Raw genomic sequence first — 21,852 nt, 5'->3', positions numbered from 1 at the left:
TCGCAGGCACGGTCACGCGTGAACGCATACGATGAGCGTGAATGACCGGTCCCGACGCCCCGTTTCTCCGAACCCTGTGCAGCCTGCGCTGGCTTGCCGTAGGTGGCCAGGCCGCCACCATCCTGGTCGCCACCTGGGTGCTGGGCCTGCCGTTGCCGCAGCTGCCGCTGTGGGCCGGCGTGGCGGTGCTGACCCTGTTCAACGTCTATACCCAGCTGCGCCCGGAAGCGGCCGACACCGCGCCGCTGACCGCATTCGGCCACATCCTGGTGGACGTGATCATCCTGACCTGGATGGTGGGCTGGAGCGGAGGCATGGCCAATCCGTTCAGCTCGCTGTTCCTGATCCTGATCGCACTGGCCGCCTTCGCCCTGCCCCTGCGCTGGGCGCTGGCGGTCGCGCTGGCCTGCCTGCTCGGCTACGCCGCCAGCGGCATCTTCGGCCAATCGCTGCCGGATGGCTATTTCCGTGCGCAGGACCTCAACCGCTGGGGCGTGGTCGCCAATTTCCTGATTTCCGCAGCGGTCGTGCTGACCTTCTCCACCCGCCTGGCGCTGGCGCTGCGCCAGCGCGAACTGGAACTGTCGGCGCTGCGCGAACGCTTCGCCCGCAACGAGGGCATCGTCGCCCTGGCCACCCATGCCGCCTCGGTGGCACATGAACTGAACACGCCGCTGGCGACCATGACCCTGCTCGCCGATGACGTCGCCGAGCGCAGCGAAGAGCCCGAAGTCCGCGAAGACATGGAAACCCTGCGCGAGCTGCTGGTGCAGTGCCGCGAGCGCGTGCTGGCGCTGGCCGCACCGGCCTCGGCCGATGCACCGGGGCGCAGCCACTCCAGTGCCCAGCAGGTACTGGAACAGTGGCGCCTGGTGCGGCCGACCATCGATCTGCACCGCAACGACGATGCACCGCTGCGGCTGCCGCTGGATCCGGGCGTGGGCCATCTGCTGATGGTCCTTCTCAACAATGCCGCCGATGCCGGCGAACAGGCCGGCCGGCCGCGCGTGGACCTGGACCTGCGCATCGAAGGCGACGACCTGATCGGCGAAGTACGCGACTATGGCCATGGCTTCGACGCCCGTGCTGCCGTGCTGCCGGGCAAGCTGTTCGGCAGCAGCAAAAGCGAGGGCATGGGCGTCGGCCTGGCCCTGTCCCATGCCACCATCGAACGCCTCGACGGCGAGATGTGGATGCGCCCGGCCCAGGGCGCCGGCAGCCGCGTCGGCTTCCGCCTGCCGCTGGCCCCACGCGAGGAAACCCCATGAGCACCTCAACACTCGGCCTGCTGGTCGACGACGACGAACTGTACCTGCGCACCCTGCAGCGCAGCCTGGCCCGCAAGGGGCTGGAAACCCAGACCGCGCAGGACGCCGCCAGTGCACTGGCACTGGCCCGCCAGCATCCACCGGCGTTCGCACTGATTGACCTGAAGCTGGGCAGCGATTCCGGCCTGGCACTGATCCAACCACTGCGCGCGCTGCGCGCGGACATGCGCATCCTGCTGGTGACCGGCTACGCCAGCATCGCCACCGCCGTGGAGGCGATCAAGCTCGGCGCCGACGACTACTTGCCGAAGCCGGCCACGGTGCCGATGATCCTGCGCGCCCTCGGCGAGGAAGATGACGGCCCGGCCGACGATGGCGAAATGGAAGTACCGGACGCGATGACGCCGATCAGCCGCCTGCAGTGGGAACACATCCAGCAGGCGATGCATGAGACCGGTGGCAACGTGTCCGCGGCAGCGCGCCTGCTCGGCATGCACCGGCGTTCGCTGCAGCGCAAGCTGGCCAAGCGGCCGAGCCCGGAGCGCGATCCCAGCCGTTGATCGCGACCGGCCCCGTCCGGCTCAGACCTCGGCCAGCACCGCTCGGTCCTGCGCGGCGCTGGAACGCGACGCCGACGCATCGACCGGCGACGCTGACGTCTCCTGCAGCAACGGCGACGGCAGCGCGCAGGCCGGATGCATGCGCAGGAAGCCATAGATCGCACCTGCCAGGCCGATCATCAGGCCCGGAGTAAAGGCTGCGCGGGTCAGTCCGCCGACCATGCCCTGGTGCTCCTCGATCGAAGAAACGATCTCGATGGCCGCCTCATCCTGCGGATAGGGACATCCTTCCGGATCCAGCGCAGCCGCCAGCACCAGCAGCTCCCGGGTGGACACATCGCCGTGGCACAGGGTGTGGCTGAACCCCCATTTGCCGCGCGCGTCGGCCACAGCCCGCCGCATGTCACGCAACTGCGCGGGATCGCCGGTGCGGGCATACAGATCCGCCGCCGCCAGCCCGATGCCAACACTGCCATGGCACCAGGTCGGGAAGTTCTTCTGCCCATCCTGCAGGTGGATGTCACGCCAGTACCCGGTATGCGGCTCGAACAACGCCGCCTGGAACGCAAACGCTCCTTCGGCCAACTGCCGCCAGGCCGCGCGCTCAGGCACGCTGCCGGCATCCGAACGCGCCAGCCGTGCCAGCGCCCAGCCCATGCCCATCGCGCCGTGGCCGAAGCCACCGATCGGCTCGCGGAACTGTGGCGTCGACCAGCGCGTGCCGTCCGCGTCGACGATCGCAGCCTCCTGCAGGCGGCGTCCCGCTGCGGCCGCCAGCTCCAGCCAGCGTGCGTTCCCGGTAGCCCCGGCCAGCGACAGCAACGGCAGGATCATGCCGGACACGCCATCAATCAGTTCGAACTTTGTCGCCTCCTGGAAGCCGCGACGCTCCGCGGCTTCCGCACAACGCTCCGCCAGCGCCAGCAACGCCGGTCGCTGCAAGAGGTCGTGCAATGCCAGCAATGTCCATATCTGTGAACCGGTTCCGACGAATCCACCATCGATCTCGGCGGGGTGCTGCTCACACATGGTCTGGAACACCGCGAGGGCGCCATCGATGGCCGGGCCCAGCCCCGCTACCGGGTCGGCACGCCCCTGCTCCACTTCCCGGTGGTAAGCCGCCAATGCGAATGCAATACCTCCCAGCCCGAAATACAGGTCGGGCTGCACCGGCTGGACGGTCCATCCGGTACGGGTCACCTCGGGGGTGATCCAGGTCATCGAACCGTCTTCACCGTGCACCGCCAGCCGCAGCAGGCTCTCCACCGCGCGTGCCGCAAGCGTTCGTCGGCGCAGGTCCAGATCGTCCGCGCGAGGCTGCTGCGCGGCATAGCTGTAGCCGGATCGAGCCTCGGCGCGGGCCAGCGCATGCTGGTTCAGGTCGGTGGCCACCAGCGTGCTGCGGATGGTCACGTCTTCCAGGTCGATGCGCATCGCACGCCAGTTGTCGGCGATGGAGCGGATGCGCGCTGCGTCCAGCTGCGAAGTGAAGATCGGAATGTCACCGTGGCGCAGGTCGTCCACTTCGCCACGTACGGTGTCCAGGTCCGATGGCGCAGCCGGTGACACCGCCGCATTGCGCACCAGCAGATCGATCGCGCGTTCAACCGCCTGGGCTTCGTTGTGCAGCGAGGCTGGATGCCAGAGCATCCGCCCGAGCTCGGCGTAGGCCATTGTCGGCCGCCGCACGTCGCGCACCTGGCAGCCTTCGAAAGCCGCCAGGAGTGGCATCAGTTCGCCCTTCGCATCGAGCGCGCGCAGGCGCCCACTGGCGTCGATGAAGCCCTCGCTGATGTGGTCCCAGTACAACGACACATCGGGCTGCGCGCTGGGATGATTCTGCGCAACGGAGACCTCGGCCTCGACCATGCCCAACCGGGCCGGTTCCGTCCCGCCCTCGACAATCACCGGCACCTTCACCCGCGGCTGCTCGCCCGGCAGTGCGCCGGCTGCAGACAGATCCACGCCTTCCATGCCCAGGCCGGCAGTACGGAACGGCACGATTCCGGTACGCAGCACTGAATTGCGCATCAGCTTGACGGCGGTGTCGTACGCATCGCCAAGTCCTGATGGCTCGATTTCGATTACCCGGGAGAACACGCTTTCGGCGTCGACCACCACCGGCACCGGCCCGACCGCGATCAGGTTCTCCAGATGGATGTCGGTGCCCCCCACCAGGCGCAGGATCGCCAGCCAATGGCCAAGACCGCGGTAGTAGGCACGCAGTTCAACGTCATCGGCACAGTAGCGGTGCGCGGCGAAGGCGGCCCAGCCGTGGCTGCCACGATCAATCACCTTCGGCACGCATACGCGGTCAGGGCCGTCACCGAAGAGCGTGCACAACAGGCCGTCGAGCGTTGCATCGATGCGCAATGAGCGTGGCTTGTACATCACCGTGCCGCCTTCGAACTGCAGCCGTGCCACAGTCCGGCCGCCACCATGCAGGTCACCCCGTCCCAATGCAACGGCATGCAGCGTGCCCGCCGGCGCGCCCAGCAACCCTGCCAGCGCCGCACGATCACTGCCGATGCGCACAGCGAGCTCCACCACCGCCGCACATTGTCCTTCGAGCATGCGCGTCAGGCGCGGCAGCAGCACCGGATAGCGTTGCTGCAGATGCGTGCGGAAGCCCTCGCTGGTGGCCAGGGCAACGAATTCGTCCAGCGCACCAGCACTGCCCAGCGGGCCGATGTCACCACTTCGTGCAGCAGCGTGCAGTTCCAGCAGCAGCACGCGGTTGAGCTTGAGCTGGGCATGCTCACGCAGTGCCGCATCGCCCTGCGCGTGCAGCAGTTCGCGCTCACCGGGCTGCAGCGCAATGGCAGGGTCATGCAGGCCAGTCGCCAACGCGGCGCGCGCGTGGGCAAGGAAATGTTCGGTGATGCGCGCAAACGCAGCCGCAGCCGGAGAAGCGGTCATTACGCCCCCTGCAAGGTATCGGGAAGTCTGTTCCAGTCGCCGGCACGCAGCTGCATGCCTCTGCGTGCCGGCTCGGGTTACATCAGCAACACAGGCAGTGGTTGATCACCGATACCGTGGTGGTGCACTCGTTGGTGCCCCCGGTGATCATGGTGTCCGAAGCTCCGGTGAGGGCCGCTTCGGTGGCTGCCGCACCGTAGATGAACAGCGAACCCGCAGGGTTGGCGCACCCATCCACATCGTCCGAGCCATTGAGCCAGCCGGACACAACATCGTCATTCAGATCCATTCGCAATCTCCTGTCATTCACAACATGAGGCGTTGAGGACATGGATCGATTCCACGTCCCTTCGGATACGGCCAGTCCCTGGCATCAACTTCATGCTGCGAGCGATACTGGATGACAGGTACAGCCGCCCGTGCACACTGCATTGGCACGCGATGCACAGTCAAGCTGCGCTGCGGCAGGCACGCGGATGCGCAGCATGCGCAGCACGGAAACGACGCGGAATGAGTGGCCGCGCAGACATTCATGCGCGACCGGATCGAAGGCAAGCGGAGAGACATGGGATGGCCGGCCGGCGCCGGCACATCCGCAGGCCGGGTCAGCCCTTCAGCTGCGCCAGGATCTCGCGGGTCATCGGATCGGCAATCGCCACATCCTCACCCTGCAGCGCCGGCAACAGGCCACTGGCCAGCTGCTTGCCAAGCTCGACACCGAACTGGTCGAAGGCATTGATGTTCCAGATCACCGACTGCACGTACACAGCGTGTTCGTACATGGCGATCAGTGCGCCCAGCGCCTGCGGGGTCAGCGCGTCGAGCAGGATCAGTGTGCTCGGGCGGCCGCCCGGGTAATCACGGTGCGGGTCGTCGCTGCTCTGGCCATTGGCCAGTGCTTCAGTCTGCGCCAGCAGATTGGCCAGCAGGGCCTGATGATTGATCGTGTAGGGATCGTCGTTGTGCACGCAGCCGATGAAATCTGCCGGAACGATGCTGGTGCCCTGGTGCAGCGCCTGGAAGAAGCTGTGCTGCACATCGGTGCCCGCCCCGCCCCACCACACCGGCACGGTGTCGGTGGTGACAGGTTGGCCGTCACGCTGCACGCGCTTGCCCAGGCTTTCCATCACCAGCTGCTGCAGGTAGGCCGGCAGCAGCGCCAGGCGCTGGTCGTAGGTCATCACCGCGTGCGTGGCATGGCCCAGCAGGTTGCGGTTCCAGATGTCGGTCAGGCCGTGCAGCACCGGCAGGTTGCGCTCCAGCGGTGCATCCAGCGCATGCGCATCCATCTGCGCCGCGCCTTCCAGCAACTGTTCAAAGCGCTCGAAGCCGATCGCCAGCGCGATCGGGAAACCGACCGCCGACCACAGCGAATAACGGCCACCCACCCAGTCCCACATCGGCAGCACGCGATCGGCGGCGATCGCGAAGGCCTTGGCGGCACGTTCCGGATTGGCACTGACTGCATACAGACGCTCGCTGCCACCCAGCCAGTCGTGCAGGATCTGGCCGTTGAGCAGGGTTTCCTGCGTGCCGAAGGTCTTGGAGATCAGGATGCCGGCGGTCTTCGCCGGATCCAGCGTAGCCAGCGTGCGCTGCATGGCGGCGCCGTCCACGTTCGACACGAAATGCACGCGCAGTCGCGCACCGCTGACCGGGCGCAGTGCATCGGCGACCAGGCGCGGACCGAGATCGGAACCGCCGATGCCGACGCTGACCACGTCGGTCACGCCACTGTTTTCCAGCGCGCGCACCAGCACGCCCATGCGCTGGCGGATCGTGCGCGCGGTGGCATAGGCCTCGGCCGCCACCGGCGCATCGACCACGTCGCCACGCAGTGCGGTGTGCAGTGCGGCGCGACCTTCGGTCAGATTGACCTGCTCACCACGGAACAGGCGGGTGATGGCACCGCCGACATCACGGTCGGCGGCCAAAGCCAGCAATGCCTGCAGCGCCGCGGCATCGTATCTCTGCCGGGCGAAGTTGACGTACAACGGACCGACCCGCAGCGCCAGGTCCTGCACGCGGCCGGGTTCGGCGGCGAGCAGGCTGGGGATGCTTGCGCCCTTCAGGCGCTGGGCGTGGGAATGCAGCGAGTCGAATCCGTTGTTCGTTGTCATGCGGCCTGGGTCGGGATCGTGTCGTTGGTGTGGGTGATCTGGTTCTTGCCATCAACGTACACCAGCTTCGGCTTGAAGCTGTCAGCTTCCTGCTCGGTCATGCTGGCGAACGCGGCGATGATGATGATGTCACCGACCTGCACGTGGCGCGCGGCGCCACCGTTGAGCGAGACAACGCCGCTGCCGGCTTCGGCGCGGATGGCATAGGTCGAGAAGCGCGCACCGTTGGTCACGTCCCAGATGTGCACCTGTTCGAACTCGCGGATGCCGGTGGCAGCCAGCAGGTTGTCATCGATGGCGATCGAGCCTTCGTAGTTCAGCTCGGAATGGGTGACGGTGGCGCGGTGGATCTTGGTCTTGAGCAGGGACAGGTGCATGGGGGCGCTGCAACGGCAAAGGAAAGAGCGGATTCTAGCACCCGCTTGACCATCGTCAGGGGGCTGCAGCAGGACGCTGAAGGCTGTTCAGGTGCCCTCCCCCGGCGGCGGCGGCGCTGCGTGCCCGGAACTGCCTTCCAGAGACAGCCGGAACACCGTATGGAAGGCCAGCCCGGCGACCAGCCCGAAGCCTCCCGCGGCCAGCACCTGCAAGGCATAGCTGATCACATCGAAGGTATCGACGTAGCGCAGGCGCTGCAGCCAGGGCCCCTGGTTTTCCCCCGGCCAGGCGCAGGTGGCCATGGCCAGCGCGCCCAGCCCGAAGCCGACCAGCACGAAGCCGGCCCGGCGCAGGCGCTGCTGAGACTGCAGGATCAGCGCCATCGGCAGCAACACCGCGATGGCATTGCAGACGGCCAGTACGAACATCAGCCCACCACCGGTGAGCGCAGGCATCGGCGTACGCCTGAATTCGAGCGCGAACAACAGGCCGCCAAACAGCTGGGCCGGCAGCATGCCTGCCGCCAGCACCGCCAGGATCGAGGCCTGGGCGAGGCGGCCGGTATCAGTGCTGGGGGCTTTCATTTCCGGTCTCCCGTCCGTGGGAAGTGCAGAGGCGCCCGTTGCGGGCGCCCCCAAGCCGCGTGCGGCTCAGAACTCCAGGTTGTCGATCAGGCGCGTCGTGCCCAGGCGCGCGGCGATCAGCGCCACGCGGCCACCGCCGTCGAAGGTCGGCTCGGCCAGCTCGGGCGTGCGCAGCACGGCGTAGTCGACCTGGAAACCGGCCGCCTGCAGCGCCGCCGTGGCGTCGGCCTCGATCTGCACCCGCGTGTGCCCGGCCACGTAGCCTTCGCGCATGCCCAGCAGCGTGCGGTGAATGGTCGTCGCAACCGGTCGCTGTTCGGCGTTGAGGTACTGGTTGCGCGAACTCTTGGCCAGGCCATCCTCGTCGCGCACGATCTCGGCACCGACGATCTGGATCGGGAACGACAGCTCGGCCACCATCTGCCTGATCACGGCCAGCTGCTGGTAATCCTTGCGGCCGAACACGGCCACATCCGGCTGCACCTGCAGGAACAGGCGCGCCACCACCGTGCACACGCCGTCGAAGTGGCCCGGGCGGCTGGCGCCTTCCAGCACTTCACTGACACCCGGCGCGTGCATCTGCGTGGTCTTGTCCACGCCCAGCGGATACATCGCCTCGACGCTGGGCAGCCACACCGCATCGCAGCCGGCCTGCTCCAGCCCGGCCACGTCAGCCTTGGGCGTGCGCGGGTAGCGGCTGAAGTCCTCGTTCGGCCCGAACTGGGTCGGGTTGACGAAGATACTCGTCACCACCTTGTCGGCGTACTGGCGGGCCAGGGTCACCAGCGAATGGTGGCCACCATGCAGGTTGCCCATGGTCGGCACCAGCGCCACGCGCAGGCCCTCGCGCTTCCACTGGGCGATCTGCTCGCGCAGCGCGCCGAGCTCGTTGAAGGTCTGGATCATTGGGCGTAGGCGTGCTGTTCGTCGGGGAAGCTGCCGTCGCGCACGGCGTCGGCATAGGCGCGGGTGGCACCGGCCACCGAACCGCCTTCGGCAAGGAAATCCTTGACGAACTTGGGACGGCGATGGCCACTGTCCAGGCCGAGGAAATCGTGCAGCACCAGCACCTGGCCGTCGCACTGCGGGCCGGCACCGATGCCGATGGTCGGAACATCCACCGCCGCGGTCACTTCGGCGGCGACCGGGGTCGGCACGCATTCGAGCACCATGATGCTGGCGCCGGCAGCGGCCACGGCCCTGGCATCTTCCACCAGCTGGCGCGCGGCATCGCCACGGCCCTGGATCTTGAAGCCGCCCAGGCGCAGCACCGACTGCGGGGTCAGGCCCAGGTGAGCGCAGACCGGAATCTCACGCTCGACCAGGTAACGGATGATGTCGACCTTGAAGCCGGCACCTTCGATCTTGACCATCTCGGCACCGGCCTGCAGCAGCTGCAGCGATGCATCCAGCGCGCGTTCCGGGGTGGCATCGGCACCGAACGGCAGGTCGGCCACCAGCAGCGCACGCTGCAGCACACGGGCTACGGCGCGGGTGTGGTAGACCATGTCGGCCACGGTCACCGGCAGGGTCGAATCATGGCCCTGCACGACCATGCCCAGCGAATCGCCGATCAGGATCAGGTCGACGCCATTGGCATCGAAGGTACGGGCAAAGCCGGCGTCGTAGGCGGTCAACATGACCAGCTTCTGGCCATTGCGCTTGGCCTCGGCCAGGGCGGGAACGGTCCAGGGCTTGCTGTCTGCGTGGGTGCTCATGTGCTGATAACCGGGGGAGATAACCCGGGCATTATCACCCTATCGGCGCGATCCCGCAGGCATCCACCCGCATCACTGCATCCTGCACGCGGCCATGGCCGGGAATGGCCAGATCCGGCGCGACTTCGGCCAGCGGCACCAACACGAAGGCACGCTCGTGCAGGTAAGGATGCGGCACCTGCAGGCCGGGCTGATCGAGTACCTGCGCGCCGTACAGCAGCAGGTCCAGGTCCAGCGCGCGCGGGCCCCAGTGCATCGCGGGGTCGCGCACGCGGCCAAAACCCTGCTCCAGCGCAAGCATCGCCTGCAGCAGCTCATCGGCCGGCAATGTGGTTTCGACCGAGGCCACCGCGTTGACGAACGGCGGCTGGTCTTCATTGCCCCAGGCCGGCGTGGCATAAAGCCGCGAGGCCTGGCGCAGGCGGGTACCGGGCAGCGCGTCGAGCGCGGCAATCGCCGCGCCCACGGTCGCGGCCGCGTCGCCAAGGTTGGCGCCGAGGCCGATCCAGGCAAGAGTCATCGTTTACTCGCCAGCCGCACCGGCCGGGGCGCCCGGACGACGGCGGCGACGGCGGCGCTTGCGCGGTGCCCCGCTCTCGTCATCACCCTCTTCGCTGTGCATCACGTCCAGCGACGATTCCAGCTCGCGGCCGGACTGCGCCTGTGCCTCGCGCCAGAACTCGACATCGGCGGCGTGCTCGGCCGAGGCCACCTGACGCAGGCTGAGGAAGTCGAACGCGGCGCGGAAACGCGGATGAGTCAGGGTACGGAATACACGCTTGCGCTGGCGCGAGCCGAAACGCGACTGCAGCAGCCAGATCTCCTGCATCGGCAGCGAGAAGCGGCGCGGCAGCGCGATGGTGCTCAGCTGCTGCACGGTCACACGGTCGGCAGCACGGCGCTGTGCCTCCTCCGGTGCCACGCCCTGCTTGAGCAGGGTCGCCTGCGCGCGGCAGAACGCGGGCCACAGCAGCAGCGCGAACAGGAACGCCGGCGAGACCGGCTCGTCGTTGGCCACGCGCGCATCGGTGTTGGCCAGGCCCTCGACCAGCATGCGGCGCAGCGCGCCGGTGCGGTTGGACTTCAATGCCTTGGCGCTTTCCGGGAACAGCACGTCGAGCAGGCCGTAACGCTCAAGGCCTTCGAAGCTGGCCACGCCGTGCCCGGACAGGAACAGCTTCAGCACTTCCTCGAACAGGCGTGCCGGCGCGGCTTCGTTGAGCAGGCCGGCCAGATGCGGGATCGGCGCGGCGGTGCCCTCTTCGATCTGGAAGCCGAGCTTGGCCGCCAGGCGCACCGCACGCAGCATGCGCACCGGGTCTTCGCGATAACGCTGCTCGGGGTCGCCGATCAGCTTCATCAGGCGCGCCTGCACGTCTTCGAAGCCGCCGGTGTAATCACGCACCGAGAAGTCCTCGATGGCGTAGTAGAGGGCGTTGCAGGTGAAGTCGCGGCGGATGGCGTCGTCTTCGATGGTGCCGTACACGTTGTCGCGCACGAGCATGCCGTTTTCCATCTCGCGGTCGCCGCTGCCGTCATCGCTGTTGGCACGGAAGGTGGCGACTTCGATGATCTCGCGGCCGAACACGACGTGGGCGAGGCGGAAGCGGCGGCCGATCAGGCGGCAGTTGCGGAACAGCTGCTTGACCTGTTCGGGCGTGGCATCGGTGGCCACGTCGAAATCCTTGGGTTGGCCATTGACCAGCAGGTCGCGCACCGCGCCGCCGACAAGGTAGGCGCCGAAGCCGGCATCGCGCAGGCGATAAAGCACGCGCAGGGCGTTCGGGCTGATGTCCTTGCGGGAGATCGTGTGCTGGTCGCGCGGGATGACGCGCAGGCTGAACGGTGATGTAGCAGAGGAAATGATGTTGGCGCTTCCGGTTGAAGTTTCGGGATTGCCCAATGGCATCGAGGTGCATATACTAGCGCTCCTGCCTCGGCAGCGACACAGTTACGCTCCCTTCGTCTAGTGGTTAGGACGTGGCCCTCTCAAGGCTAAAACAGGGGTTCGAGTCCCCTAGGGAGCGCCAGTCGCCGCAGCAGGAACCGAAAAAGCCCGCCTTGTGCGGGCTTTTCTGTTTTCCGGGGTTGTGATGGCATCGATCGGCTTGGTCGCAGTAGCGCCTCCCTGCTATCGACTTGAGCCGGTGGGGTCACCCAGGGCAGGACACGCCGTGAACCCATCCATGGGGGCTCGATGGCGCCTTGCTCGCGTGCGCTGTCCTGCGCACTCGGCAAGACCAGGGTTGGGCTCCTGCCCAACCCGTCGGGCGCATGCGCCCGACCCATGGCGCCAACGGTCCTGCCCTGGGTGACCCCACCGACTCTGGACGGTCTCCCACGAGCTGCGGCAACAACTGACCAGCGCCTCGCCGCATCCGCACGCACCATGAAACTGTCAAGAGGGGCCAGGCCGCCCTCTCCAGGACCGTTGGCGCCATGGATGGCGCCATCGAGCACCATGGATGGGCTTTTGCGTGTCCTGGAGAGGGCGGCCTGGCCCCTCACACTCTGGACAAGCAGGCGCCGACGGGATGCAACCGAAGCCAGTCGCCATCAGCCTTCCATCTGCTCCAGCTCCTTGCCTTTGGTCTCGCGTACGTAGCGGACCACGAAGACAATCGAGAAGATCGCTACGACGGCGTAGATGCCGTAGGCGCCGGCCAGGCCGATGCCGGCCAGCAGCATCGGGAAGGTCACGGTGATCGCGAAGTTCGAGGTCCATTGCGCGGCGCCGGCCACCGCCAGCGCCGGACCACGGATCTGATTGGGGAACATCTCGCCCAGCATCACCCACATCACCGGTCCCCAGGACATATTGAAGAACACCACGTAGACGTTGGCCGCGACCAGCGCCAGCCGGCCCATGCCCTCGGACAGCTGCAGGCGACCATCGGCCAGGCTGCCACTGGCGAAGGCAACCACCATCAGCACCAGCGCCACCGACATGCCGACCGAGCCGATCCACAGCAGCGGCTTGCGCCCGATGCGGTCGATCAACAGCACCGTCAGCAGACAGGCCCCGATGCTCAGCGCGCCGGACAACACATTGATCAGCAGCGCGTCGCTTTCCGAGAAGCCCACCGCCTGCCACAGCACCGCGCCGTAGTAGAACACCACGTTGATGCCGACCAGCTGCTGGAACATGGCCAGACCGATGCCCACCCACAGAATCGGCCGCAGCTTGCCGCTGACCGTGTCGCGCAGGTCGGCAAAGCGCGGCTTGTGCTGGTCCTGGGCCAGGCTGGCTTCGATCTCGGCCTGCTTGGCCGCCGCCGCGGCCTCGCCGTACAGCCGCGACAGTACCGCCCTCGCCTGCTGCTGACGCCCCTTCAGGACCAGGAAGCGCGGGCTTTCCGGTATCACCAGCAACAACAGCAGGAACAGCCCCGACGGCAGTGCCTGCATCCAGAACATCCAGCGCCAGGCCTCATGGCCCAGCCACAGCGGCTCGGTCGAGGCCCCAGCGGCACGGGCCAGCAGGTAATTGCTGAGGAAGGCGGCGAACAGGCCGCAGATGATCGCCATCTGCTGCACCGTGGCCAAACGCCCGCGATAGCGCGCCGAGGCCACCTCGGCAATGTAGGCCGGCGACATCACACTGGCCGCACCCACCGCGAAGCCGCCGAGCACCCGTGCGGCAATGAACAACCAGGAGGCGTGTGCGGCACCGGCACCCAGCGCCGAAACCAGGAACATCAGCGCCGAGGCGATCAGCACGCCACGACGGCCCAGGCGATCTCCCAGCCAGCCGGCCAGGAAGGCACCGATTGCGCAGCCGAGCAGCATCGAGGCGACTTCGAAACCGAGCGCCGCCTCGCTGGAGTTGAAGGCCTGGCGCAGGCCATCGACCGTGCCATTGATGACACCACTGTCGAAGCCGAACAGGAATCCACCCAGGGTGGCCACGCAGCTGATCAGGACGATGAATGCAGTGTTCTCACCGCCATGGGAGGCGATGTTGGGCTGGGCTGGGGACATGGACGATCCTGCTGGGAAGGGGGCCGGCCATCCGACGCAGCCGGCTGACCCGCAGCGTCGCACAGGCCTCCCCCTGCCGCCAATGACGCCACGGCCGCGCCTGCCAGACGCCCGATTTCCGCCCCGCGCCGACACCGGGGGCCAACCTGTTCTAGAATTGGCGGGTTCAGGAATCGATCCACCCCCAGCCCATGCCCTTTGTCGTCACCGAAAACTGCATCAAGTGCAAACACACCGATTGCGTGGAAGTGTGCCCCGTGGATTGCTTCCACGAAGGCCCGAACTTCCTGGTGATCGACCCGGATGAGTGCATCGACTGCACCCTCTGCGAACCGGAATGCCCGGTCAACGCGATCTTCCCGGAGGACGATGTTCCTGCCGGCCAGGAAAGTTTCGTGGCCCTCAACGCCGAACTGGCGAAGGAGTGGCCGGTGCTGACCGTGCGCAAGGACCCGCCCGCCGACGCCGGCGAATGGGACGGCAAGCCGGACAAGCTGAAGCTGCTGGAGCGCTGAGAAGCGCCCACGGCGGTAACGAAAAGGGCGCCCACGGGCGCCCTTTTCTGCTTCTCGGTAGGTGCCAGCCTTGGTTGGCACAGAAGCGCCGACCAAGGTCGGCCTCTACCAGAGCGGGTGCGGACCAAGGCCCGCACCCACCCGACCAGCCCTTACTGGGCCAGCTTCGCCTTCAGCGCGGCGATCAGCTTCACCGGCGCTTCGGCAGTGGCCGGCAGGCCACGCGGATCGACCGCGGAAATGTAGGCCCCAGCATCGACAGCGACCACGCGGACCAGGAAGTTGCTGCCTTCGTAGGCCACGTCATACGAGCCCAGCAGCTGCGCGCGGCTGGCGATGGTCACGCCTTCCACGCCTTCCAGCGCGGTGCCGACCTTGGCGAAAGCTTCGTCCTTGCCACCGGCGATGGTGAAACCGGTGTTGCCCACGGCCGGGGCCGCAGCCACCGGGGCCGCCGGCTTGGTCGCCGATGCCAGCGTCGGCACCTTGTTGTCACCGGTGGTGGTCGGCAGGTTCAGGTCCGGCGGCACTTCCAGCGGACGCATTTCCGGGGCCAGGGCGTAGTCGCCCTTGACACCACGCTTGAAGCAGCCGGTGGTGCCGGCGGCAACGGCCACCGCAAGCAGGGCGTAGGACAGCACGCGGACGGTGGATACGGATTGACGCATGTGAATCTCCTGGGTCAGACCAAGACGGAAGGTCAGTGGCTGGAAAGGGCTTCGAGGGCGGCGATGTCGCCGGCAAGGTGGTCGGCCGCCGGATGATGCGGCGCCGACAGGGGCAGCAGCGGCAGGCGCAGGTCGTGACCGATGCCGATGCGGCGCAGCAGCGCCTTGACCGGAATCGGGTTCGGTTCGACACCACAGAAATCATGGAACGGATGCAGGCGCGCATCCCACGACGCGGTGGCTTCGTGATCGTGCGCGGCGGCCAGTTCGCACATCCGGCGGTAGGCGCCCGGAAGCACGTTGGAACCGACCGAGATCAGACCATCGACGCCGGCCTGGATCGACCGGGCCGCCGTGCCGTCGTCACCGCTGAGCACGGCGAACTGCGGGCTGCGCAGAGCCAGCAGCGCCTGCACCCGGCCGGTGTCGCCCACTGCCTCCTTGATGCCGACGATGTTGGGATGGCTGGCCAGTTCGGCCACGGTCTCCGGTTGCATGTCGCAACCGGTGCGGCCAGGCACGTTGTACAGCACGACCGGCAGCCCGCCCTGGTCGGCCACCGCGCGGTAGTGCGCGATCAGACCGGCCTGGGTCGGCCGCACGTAAGGCGGGGTGACCACCAGCGCGTGGCTGGCGCCGAGCGCGGCGGCACGACGGGTCTGTTCGATGGTCTTGGCGGTGCCCGAAAGGCCGGTTCCGGCCATGACCGGGATGCGACCGCCGATGCGCTCGACCGCGCTGGCCAGCAGCAGGTCGTACTCGGCATCGGTGAGGGTCGCCGCTTCGCCGGTCGAGCCGGCAACGACAACGCCATGGACGCCACCTTCCAGTTGCAGGTGCAGCAGGCGCTGCCAACCGTCGGGATCGAGGGCGCCGTCGGCCCGGAACGGGGTCGCCAGCGCGGTGATGAGGCCGGAAAGGGACAAGGACGTGCTGCTCTTGGCTGGGAAGGGAAAACGCCCGCCACGAAAGGCCGGGGGCGACTTGAATGTTACTTGCGGCGCGAAAGCACGGGCAAGTATGCTGGACACCGGTGGATCCCCGCCTCTGGCGGGCATTCAGACTAACGCATGCATTACCCGGAATCGCCTTGACCGACACCACCCCGCGCCCCGCGCCGAGCGAAAACCACCTCCTGATCAACGCCTATACGACGCATCCGGAGTCCCCCCTGCTGTCCGTCACCCGCCGCATCGCCGACAGCGGCTGCAATCTGGTGGACGCACGCCTGGCCACGGTCGGCCGCGATGTCTCGGTCACCGCCCTGGCCACCGGCTCCTGGGACTCGGTGGCCAAGCTCGAGGCGATGCTGACCCGGCTGGAACGCGAGGAAGGCCTGAAGCTGGTCTGGTACCGCACCGCCGCCAAGCAGGCGCAGTCCAACCTGCTGCCGTACATCGTCGAAGTGATCGCCGCCGACAAGCCGGGCATCCTGTTCCAGCTGGCCGATTTCTTCGACCGCCAGGGCATCACCATCGAGAACCTGCAGAGCACGCGTTACCGCGCCATGCAGACCGGCGCGGAAATGTTCAGTGCACAGGTCACCATCGGCGTACCGGCCAACATGCACATCGCCGCACTGCGCGACGATTTCCTTGAATTCTGCGACCACCTGAACCTGGACGCGATCATGGATCCGATGAAGTTCTGATTTTTCGCGCGTCCCTCACGGGCGCGTGGCGTTTCATGCAATTGTCGTAGAAAGAACCCAGGCTCGACAGAAGGACCTCATGAACAACGGCGATACCCTGGACAGCACCACCCTCTCCCTGCCGCTGGCACTGTCCGGTGGCGAACAGGCCACTCTCGGCGATTACGCCGGCCACTGGCTGGTGCTGTACTTCTATCCCAAGGACAGCACCCCCGGCTGCACCACCGAAGGCATCGACTTCAACGCACTGCTGCCGAAGTTCAAGAAGGCAGGCGCGGTGGTACTCGGTGTCTCGCGCGACTCAGTGAAGTCGCACGACAACTTCTGTGCCAAGCAGGGCTTCAACTTCCCGCTGGTCAGTGATGGCGACGAAGCGCTGTGCAGCGCCTTCGACGTGATCAGGATGAAGAACATGTACGGCAAGCAGGTACGTGGCATCGAACGCAGCACCTTCCTGATTTCCCCCGACAGCCGCATCGTGCAGTCCTGGCGCAAGGTCAAGGTTGCCGGCCATGCCGATGCGGTTCTCGCCGAACTGAAGGCCTCCCAGTCCAAGTGAGTCCCACTGCCTACTGTGTCTGCCATCACCCTGCCCCGCAGCAGGCCGTGGTGGTTTTTCCCTGTCCGTAACCAGGAATCGACGATGACCCGAGGCAAGCGCATCTACGTGCTGGATACCAACGTGCTGATGCACGATCCCACCGCGCTGTTCAAATTCGAGGAGCACGACGTCTACCTGCCCATGCAGGTGATCGAGGAGCTGGACAACGGCAAGAAGGGCACCTCCGAGGCGAGCCGCAACGCCCGCCAGGTGAGCCGCTTCCTCAATGAGCTGGTGCAGGAATCCGGCCTGGACAACCTGGCCGACGGCATTCCGCTGCAGCGCCCCAATGGCCTGCAGCTGCGCGGCAAGCAGAGCGCCGGCAAGCTGCGCTTCCAGACCAGTCATTTCGACGCGGGCAAGAGCTTTGGCAAGGTCATTCCCGACAATGCCATCCTCGGCGCGATCCTGGCGCTGAAGGAAGAAACCCCGGACCTGCCGGTGGTGTTCGTTTCCAAGGACATCAACCTGCGGATCAAGGCCGCCATCGCCGGCATCGTGTCCGAGGACTACGAGAACGACCGCGCGCTGGACGATTTCAGCCTGCTTTACACCGGCGCCACCGAGCTGCCGGAAGACTTCTGGAAGCGCCACGGCGACGACCTGCGCAGCTGGAGCGACAAGGGCCGCACGCATTACGAAATCCAGGCGCAGGATGGCGAGGAGTGGTACCCGAACCAGTACGTCTACCTGCCGGGCGAAGATGAAGTCGAGCTGCGCGTCAGCCGCGTGGTCGGCGACGGCAAGGTGGTGTTGTCGCTGGTCGATGATTTCCGCCACGGCAGCCACGCCGTGTGGGGCATCAGCGCACGCAACCGCGAGCAGAACTTTGCCCTCAACGCACTGATGGACCCGGAGATCGACTTCGTCACGCTGCTGGGTACCGCCGGCACCGGCAAGACCCTGCTGGCGCTGGCCGCTGGCCTGGCGCAGACGATGGACCAGCAGCGCTACCGCGAGATCATCATGACCCGTGCCACGGTCAGCGTCGGCGAAGACATCGGCTTCCTGCCTGGCACCGAGGAAGAGAAGATGACGCCGTGGATGGGCGCGCTGACCGACAACCTGGAAGTGCTCACGCACAACCAAGAAGGCGGCACCTGGGGCCGCCAGGCCACCAACGACCTGCTGGCCAGCCGCATCAAGATCCGCTCGATGAACTTCATGCGCGGCCGCACCTTCCTGTCGCGCTACCTGATCCTGGACGAGGCGCAGAACCTCACCCCGAAGCAGATGAAAACGCTGATCACCCGTGCCGGCCCCGGCACCAAGATCGTCTGCCTGGGCAACGTCGAGCAGATCGACACACCGTACCTGACCGAGACCACCTCGGGCCTGACCTACGCAGTGGACCGCTTCAAGAACTGGCCGCATAGTGCGCACATCACCCTGCGCCGTGGCGAGCGTTCGCGCCTGGCCGATTACGCTTCGGAGGTGTTGTGAACCGCTGCACCCGCCTGTTGCTGCCCACGGCTGCGATCACCCTCGCAGCCGTGCTCGGCGCCTGCACCACCACACGCGGCCCGGCCAGCGTGCCGACCGCCGAGCGTACCGGCCAGTCATGGGTCGTCACCCGCCCGATCATCGCCGCGCAGGTGCTCGACACCTGCTCGCGCGCCAGCCCCGGCCGCGAGGCCGGGCGGGTCAGCGGCTACTGGGCGCCCAGCCGGCAGCAGATCGACCAGCTGGAAGCGCAGCTGTCCTCGCTGGAAGCACAGGTACCGAAGGTGCTGGACTTCGACCGCCAGTACGTCGGCATCGAAAGCGCCGGCAAGCGGCTGATCTACATCAACGCCTTCCACCTGCCCGACGACAGCGGCATCAATCCGGCACGGGAAGCGATCCGCGTCTGTGACGGCGGCACGCAGTTCTGGGGCGCGGTGTTCGACCCGGCCAGCAACACCTTCAGCGAGCTGCAGTTCAACGGCGGCTTCGGCGGGCCCTGAGGGGCCCCGCCGATGGGAATACGCCTGCCCACCTGGGTCTGGATCGGCGCGGTCGCGCTCTCGTGCGTGGCCGGCATGGTCAACGTGGTCGGTTTCCTTGGTTTCGAGCACCAGGCAGTCAGCCACATGACCGGCAGCACCAGCCAGCTCGGCATGGCGCTGGCCCAGGGTGACTGGCGCGCGGTCGGCCACCTGTGGGGACTGCTGATCGCGTTCTCGCTGGGCGCGATGCTCAGCGGCCTGCTGATCCAGGACAGCACCCTGCAGCTAGGCCGGCGCTACGGTGTAGCGCTGGCATTGGAATCGGCACTGCTGCTGGTGGCCATTCCGTTGTTCGAACAACACCAGATCTGGGGCGCACTGGCCGCCGCCATGGCCTGCGGCCTGCAGAATGCAATGGCCACCACCTTCAGCGGCGCAGTGGTGCGCACCACCCACCTCAGCGGCATGTTCACCGATCTCGGCATCGGCCTGGGCCACCTGCTGCGCGGACTGCCGCTGCAGGTGCGGCGGCTGACCCTCAGCGGCCTGATCATCAGTGGCTTCCTCGCCGGCGGCATGATCGGCGCCTGGCTGTTCATGCGCTGGCAGTACGACGCCCTGCTCGCCCCGGCCCTGCTGACCGGCCTGACCGGGCTGGGCTACGTGCTGTACCAGCAGTGGGCGCGTTGGCGGCATTGAGTGAAGCGCATCCACGCATGGCGTGGGTCTACTGGGCGACCGTCCGGTTGGCACTGTTCCCTCACGGGTGACCACGGCACAATCGATGGATGAGCCCGACCACTCCCGTTTCCGCCCTTACCATCGCCGGCTCCGACTCCGGCGGCGGCGCTGGCGTCCCCGCCGATCTCAAGGCCTTTGCCGCGCACCGCGTGCATGGCCTGGCCGTGTTCGCCGCGCTGACCGCACAGAACACCCGTGGCGTCACCGCCGTGCATGTGCCACCGATCGCATTCCTGCAGGCGCAGATCGAAGCCTGCTTCGATGACTTCGAAATCCATGCCGTGAAACTCGGCATGCTGGCCAATGCCGAGGTGATCCATGCCGTTGCCGACGCACTGGAAAAGCACCGCCCGCCACACGTGGTGCTGGACCCGGTGATGGTCGCCACCAGCGGCGCGCGCCTGCTGGAGGAAAGCGCGCTCAAGGCCATGCGTGAGCGCCTGCTGCCGCTGGCGACGCTGGTTACGCCGAACACGCCGGAAGCGGAGCTGCTGGTCGGACGGAAGATCGGCAACGGCGATGACGCCGAACAGGCTGCCTCCACCCTGCTCGACCTCGGTGCCGGCGCCGTGCTGTTGAAGGGCGGCCACCTGCATGAGGGCAATCGCGTGATCGATCGTTATTTCGACGGCGTCAGCAGCGACGAATTCATCCACGCCCGCCTGCCGCTGGACGCACACGGCACCGGCTGCACGCTGGCCTCGGCCATCGCCGCGCAGCTGTGCAACGGCCTGAGCTTGGCCAACGCCTGCGAAGCCGGGATCGACTACGTTGCACGCGGCCTGCAGCAGGGCTATGCCCCCGGCCGCAGCGAGGTGCTGGTGCTGGATCACTTCGGCGCGGCACCACACGCATGAGCCTCACACCGGACGTCCTTGCCGTGCAGTGCGCTGATGGCCATCGCTACGAAGTGATCGCCTGCGTGCCTGCACAGCCCGTCGCGCGCCTGCTGTGGCTGCCGGCACTGGGCGTGGCCGCGCGCCACTACCTGCCACTGGCATTGGCGCTGGCGGCGAAGGGCGTGGCGGTCTACCTGCACGAGTGGCGCGGCAACGGCAGCAGCTCACTGCGCCCGTCGCGCACGCAGGACTGGGGCTATCGCCAGGTACTCGAACAGGATCTGCCGACCAGCCAGGCGGTCCTGGCCGCAGCAGATGACGATGCCGGCGCCCTGCCCTGGATCATCGGTGGACACAGTCTCGGTGGGCAGCTGGCCTGCGTGCATGCCGGCCGCAACCCGCACTACTTCAACCGGCTGTGGCTGGCCGCCAGTGGCTCACCGTTCTGGCGCGGGTTCCCGCCACCGCGTGGCTGGCTACTGCCACTGGTCTACCGCTTCCTGCCGTGGATCGCGCAGCGCCAGGGCGTACTGCATGGCCGTCGCCTCGGCTTTGGTGGCACCGAAGCGCGCGGGCTGATTGCCGACTGGGCGCGCGTGGGCCTGAACAACCACTACGCCGCGACCGGCATGGACGAAGACCTCGATGCGCAGATGACGCGCGTGCATGGCAGCGCACAGGCCGTGCTGATGGAGCACGACTGGCTGGCACCCACCGGATCGATGCAGACGCTGCTGGCGAAGCTGCCGAATGTGGACGCGCAGCTGCGTGTGCTGTCCGCGCAGGAACTGGGCACGCGCGCCGATCATTTCGCGTGGCTGAAGGCGCCGGAGGCCGTAGCTGACAGCTTTTTCATTCAGTTGGATGAAAATTTTCACAAAACTGTTGACGGTACGCGCCGACATCCGCATAATTCCGCTCCTGTCGCAGGGCGCCCGTAGCTCAGTTGGATAGAGTACCTGGCTACGAACCAGGCGGTCGGGAGTTCGAATCTCTCCGGGCGCACCACTCGACAGGTTTTCAGCATCCGCCGCTGGAAATGTTTTAAAATTTGATTGTGTACCGCGCGCCCGTAGCTCAGTTGGATAGAGTACCTGGCTACGAACCAGGCGGTCGGGAGTTCGAATCTCTCCGGGCGCACCATACACAATCAACACAACAAGTTTATGTAATTGGCGCCCGTAGCTCAGTTGGATAGAGTACCTGGCTACGAACCAGGCGGTCGGGAGTTCGAATCTCTCCGGGCGCACCATTACACCAAAACAGCAGGCCTCGGCCTGCTGTTTTTTTATGTGTGTTTTTCGGCAGGGCTGCGCCCTGCACCTGCTTCAAGCCAAGGCAACAGCAACAGCTGGCATTCCGTGGGTTGGCGGGGCGGTGT

The 21,852-nt window shown here is 66.8% G+C and carries 22 protein-coding genes and 4 tRNA genes; 14 read left to right on the top strand and 12 right to left on the bottom strand.

Features of this window, described 5'->3' with window-relative positions; genetic code table 11:
* Positions 1–41: 41 nt before the first annotated feature.
* Entirely contained in the window at positions 42–1,268 is a 1,227-nt protein-coding gene (locus tag AC13FN_RS05285; RefSeq protein WP_054171467.1) for an ATP-binding protein, read from the top strand.
* Complete coding sequence (locus AC13FN_RS05280; protein ID WP_054171466.1) at positions 1,265–1,828, top strand: response regulator transcription factor; 564 nt, start codon at positions 1,265–1,267, stop codon at positions 1,826–1,828. The genes AC13FN_RS05285 and AC13FN_RS05280 overlap by 4 nt, the downstream gene beginning before the upstream one ends.
* 21 nt (positions 1,829–1,849) lie before the next feature.
* Here the strand turns inward: AC13FN_RS05280 and AC13FN_RS05275 are convergent, their stop codons facing one another.
* From AC13FN_RS05275 to pcnB, 9 genes are all read right to left on the bottom strand, one after another.
* A complete protein-coding gene (locus tag AC13FN_RS05275; protein ID WP_482984350.1) occupies positions 1,850–4,747 on the bottom strand; it encodes a type 2 lanthipeptide synthetase LanM family protein in 2,898 nt (965 codons plus the stop codon).
* An 82-nt stretch (positions 4,748–4,829) separates the two neighbouring features.
* Positions 4,830–5,036, bottom strand: a complete 207-nt coding sequence (locus AC13FN_RS05270; RefSeq protein ID WP_010484314.1) for a DUF6229 family protein — start codon at positions 5,034–5,036, stop codon at positions 4,830–4,832.
* Positions 5,037–5,352: 316 nt separating this feature from the next.
* Positions 5,353–6,867 (bottom strand): glucose-6-phosphate isomerase, encoded by a 1,515-nt coding sequence (pgi, locus tag AC13FN_RS05265; RefSeq protein WP_019338324.1) that lies wholly within the window; start codon positions 6,865–6,867, stop codon positions 5,353–5,355.
* Positions 6,864–7,244 carry an aspartate 1-decarboxylase gene (panD, locus tag AC13FN_RS05260; protein WP_005409061.1) on the bottom strand — a complete coding sequence of 127 codons (381 nt, stop codon included), beginning with the start codon at positions 7,242–7,244 and terminating at the stop codon, positions 6,864–6,866. The genes pgi and panD overlap by 4 nt, the downstream gene beginning before the upstream one ends.
* An 87-nt stretch (positions 7,245–7,331) precedes the next feature.
* On the bottom strand, positions 7,332–7,829 hold the full coding sequence (locus tag AC13FN_RS05255) for a hypothetical protein (RefSeq protein WP_049453343.1): 498 nt from the start codon (positions 7,827–7,829) through the stop codon (positions 7,332–7,334).
* Positions 7,830–7,895: 66 nt separating this feature from the next.
* The gene (gene panC / locus AC13FN_RS05250; protein WP_482984349.1) at positions 7,896–8,735 is read right to left on the bottom strand and encodes a pantoate--beta-alanine ligase; all 840 of its coding nucleotides are present in this window, start codon (positions 8,733–8,735) and stop codon (positions 7,896–7,898) included.
* Positions 8,732–9,547: a 3-methyl-2-oxobutanoate hydroxymethyltransferase gene (panB, locus tag AC13FN_RS05245; RefSeq protein ID WP_004153072.1), complete on the bottom strand. Its 816-nt coding sequence runs from the start codon at positions 9,545–9,547 to the stop codon at positions 8,732–8,734. The genes panC and panB overlap by 4 nt, the downstream gene beginning before the upstream one ends.
* A gap of 34 nt (positions 9,548–9,581) precedes the next feature.
* On the bottom strand, positions 9,582–10,067 hold the full coding sequence (folK, locus tag AC13FN_RS05240) for a 2-amino-4-hydroxy-6-hydroxymethyldihydropteridine diphosphokinase (RefSeq protein WP_482984348.1): 486 nt from the start codon (positions 10,065–10,067) through the stop codon (positions 9,582–9,584).
* A gap of 3 nt (positions 10,068–10,070) precedes the next feature.
* Positions 10,071–11,450 carry a polynucleotide adenylyltransferase PcnB gene (gene pcnB, locus AC13FN_RS05235; RefSeq protein ID WP_054171463.1) on the bottom strand — a complete coding sequence of 460 codons (1,380 nt, stop codon included), beginning with the start codon at positions 11,448–11,450 and terminating at the stop codon, positions 10,071–10,073.
* 52 nt (positions 11,451–11,502) lie between these two features.
* Here pcnB and AC13FN_RS05230 point away from each other — a divergent pair.
* Positions 11,503–11,577 (top strand) — tRNA-Glu (locus AC13FN_RS05230).
* Between the two features lie 526 nt (positions 11,578–12,103).
* On the opposite strand, the gene AC13FN_RS05225 is transcribed toward AC13FN_RS05230, so the two are convergent.
* Positions 12,104–13,528 (bottom strand): sugar porter family MFS transporter, encoded by a 1,425-nt coding sequence (locus AC13FN_RS05225; RefSeq protein ID WP_054171462.1) that lies wholly within the window; start codon positions 13,526–13,528, stop codon positions 12,104–12,106.
* Positions 13,529–13,719: 191 nt separating this feature from the next.
* On the opposite strand from AC13FN_RS05225, the gene fdxA reads away from it, so the two are divergent.
* Positions 13,720–14,043, top strand: a complete 324-nt coding sequence (gene fdxA / locus AC13FN_RS05220; RefSeq protein ID WP_004153066.1) for a ferredoxin FdxA — start codon at positions 13,720–13,722, stop codon at positions 14,041–14,043.
* 152 nt (positions 14,044–14,195) lie between these two features.
* Here fdxA and AC13FN_RS05215 read toward each other — a convergent pair whose 3' ends face one another.
* Both AC13FN_RS05215 and dapA read right to left on the bottom strand, forming a co-directional pair.
* Positions 14,196–14,711, bottom strand: coding sequence for a hypothetical protein (locus tag AC13FN_RS05215; RefSeq protein ID WP_049410369.1), 516 nt, complete (start codon positions 14,709–14,711; stop codon positions 14,196–14,198).
* 32 nt (positions 14,712–14,743) lie between these two features.
* Positions 14,744–15,637, bottom strand: coding sequence for a 4-hydroxy-tetrahydrodipicolinate synthase (dapA, locus tag AC13FN_RS05210; protein ID WP_049434211.1), 894 nt, complete (start codon positions 15,635–15,637; stop codon positions 14,744–14,746).
* Between the two features lie 164 nt (positions 15,638–15,801).
* On the opposite strand from dapA, the gene AC13FN_RS05205 reads away from it, so the two are divergent.
* The 10 genes from AC13FN_RS05205 to AC13FN_RS05160 all read left to right on the top strand — a co-directional run bounded on the left by AC13FN_RS05205 (position 15,802) and on the right by AC13FN_RS05160 (position 21,723).
* Positions 15,802–16,362, top strand: a complete 561-nt coding sequence (locus AC13FN_RS05205; protein ID WP_005409051.1) for a glycine cleavage system transcriptional repressor — start codon at positions 15,802–15,804, stop codon at positions 16,360–16,362.
* Positions 16,363–16,441: 79 nt separating this feature from the next.
* Entirely contained in the window at positions 16,442–16,921 is a 480-nt protein-coding gene (locus AC13FN_RS05200) for a peroxiredoxin (protein ID WP_049434212.1), read from the top strand.
* Between the two features lie 84 nt (positions 16,922–17,005).
* On the top strand, positions 17,006–18,406 hold the full coding sequence (locus AC13FN_RS05195; protein WP_049486960.1) for a PhoH family protein: 1,401 nt from the start codon (positions 17,006–17,008) through the stop codon (positions 18,404–18,406).
* A complete protein-coding gene (locus AC13FN_RS05190) occupies positions 18,403–18,909 on the top strand; it encodes a hypothetical protein (RefSeq protein WP_054171459.1) in 507 nt (168 codons plus the stop codon). Before AC13FN_RS05195 ends, AC13FN_RS05190 begins: the two co-directional genes overlap by 4 nt.
* Positions 18,910–18,921: 12 nt before the next feature.
* A complete protein-coding gene (locus AC13FN_RS05185) occupies positions 18,922–19,590 on the top strand; it encodes a YoaK family protein (RefSeq protein ID WP_188488950.1) in 669 nt (222 codons plus the stop codon).
* Positions 19,591–19,679: 89 nt separating this feature from the next.
* Positions 19,680–20,489, top strand: a complete 810-nt coding sequence (gene thiD, locus AC13FN_RS05180; RefSeq protein ID WP_217015631.1) for a bifunctional hydroxymethylpyrimidine kinase/phosphomethylpyrimidine kinase — start codon at positions 19,680–19,682, stop codon at positions 20,487–20,489.
* Positions 20,486–21,412 (top strand): alpha/beta fold hydrolase, encoded by a 927-nt coding sequence (locus tag AC13FN_RS05175; protein ID WP_217015630.1) that lies wholly within the window; start codon positions 20,486–20,488, stop codon positions 21,410–21,412. The genes thiD and AC13FN_RS05175 overlap by 4 nt, the downstream gene beginning before the upstream one ends.
* Positions 21,403–21,479: transfer RNA gene (locus AC13FN_RS05170), tRNA-Arg, on the top strand. The genes AC13FN_RS05175 and AC13FN_RS05170 overlap by 10 nt, the downstream gene beginning before the upstream one ends.
* Positions 21,480–21,537: 58 nt before the next feature.
* Positions 21,538–21,614: transfer RNA gene (locus AC13FN_RS05165), tRNA-Arg, on the top strand.
* 32 nt (positions 21,615–21,646) lie between these two features.
* Positions 21,647–21,723, top strand: a tRNA-Arg gene (locus AC13FN_RS05160).
* Positions 21,724–21,852 lie beyond the last annotated feature (129 nt).

Source organism: Stenotrophomonas sp. 115C5, from assembly GCF_056861055.1.
Note: the sequence above shows the minus strand (reverse complement) of the source record. Positions and strands in the feature narration are given on the sequence as shown.

Coding starts and splice junctions, on each gene's coding strand:
- AC13FN_RS05285 (WP_054171467.1), top strand. CDS start 42: ATGACCGGTCCCGACGCCCCGTTTCTCCGAACCCTGTGCAGCCTGCGC.
- AC13FN_RS05280 (WP_054171466.1), top strand. CDS start 1,265: ATGAGCACCTCAACACTCGGCCTGCTGGTCGACGACGACGAACTGTAC.
- AC13FN_RS05275 (WP_482984350.1), bottom strand. CDS start 4,747: ATGACCGCTTCTCCGGCTGCGGCTGCGTTTGCGCGCATCACCGAACAT.
- AC13FN_RS05270 (WP_010484314.1), bottom strand. CDS start 5,036: ATGGATCTGAATGACGATGTTGTGTCCGGCTGGCTCAATGGCTCGGAC.
- pgi (WP_019338324.1), bottom strand. CDS start 6,867: ATGACAACGAACAACGGATTCGACTCGCTGCATTCCCACGCCCAGCGC.
- panD (WP_005409061.1), bottom strand. CDS start 7,244: ATGCACCTGTCCCTGCTCAAGACCAAGATCCACCGCGCCACCGTCACC.
- AC13FN_RS05255 (WP_049453343.1), bottom strand. CDS start 7,829: ATGAAAGCCCCCAGCACTGATACCGGCCGCCTCGCCCAGGCCTCGATC.
- panC (WP_482984349.1), bottom strand. CDS start 8,735: ATGATCCAGACCTTCAACGAGCTCGGCGCGCTGCGCGAGCAGATCGCC.
- panB (WP_004153072.1), bottom strand. CDS start 9,547: ATGAGCACCCACGCAGACAGCAAGCCCTGGACCGTTCCCGCCCTGGCC.
- folK (WP_482984348.1), bottom strand. CDS start 10,067: ATGACTCTTGCCTGGATCGGCCTCGGCGCCAACCTTGGCGACGCGGCC.
- AC13FN_RS05225 (WP_054171462.1), bottom strand. CDS start 13,528: ATGTCCCCAGCCCAGCCCAACATCGCCTCCCATGGCGGTGAGAACACT.
- fdxA (WP_004153066.1), top strand. CDS start 13,720: ATGCCCTTTGTCGTCACCGAAAACTGCATCAAGTGCAAACACACCGAT.
- AC13FN_RS05215 (WP_049410369.1), bottom strand. CDS start 14,711: ATGCGTCAATCCGTATCCACCGTCCGCGTGCTGTCCTACGCCCTGCTT.
- AC13FN_RS05200 (WP_049434212.1), top strand. CDS start 16,442: ATGAACAACGGCGATACCCTGGACAGCACCACCCTCTCCCTGCCGCTG.
- AC13FN_RS05195 (WP_049486960.1), top strand. CDS start 17,006: ATGACCCGAGGCAAGCGCATCTACGTGCTGGATACCAACGTGCTGATG.
- AC13FN_RS05185 (WP_188488950.1), top strand. CDS start 18,922: ATGGGAATACGCCTGCCCACCTGGGTCTGGATCGGCGCGGTCGCGCTC.
- thiD (WP_217015631.1), top strand. CDS start 19,680: ATGAGCCCGACCACTCCCGTTTCCGCCCTTACCATCGCCGGCTCCGAC.
- AC13FN_RS05175 (WP_217015630.1), top strand. CDS start 20,486: ATGAGCCTCACACCGGACGTCCTTGCCGTGCAGTGCGCTGATGGCCAT.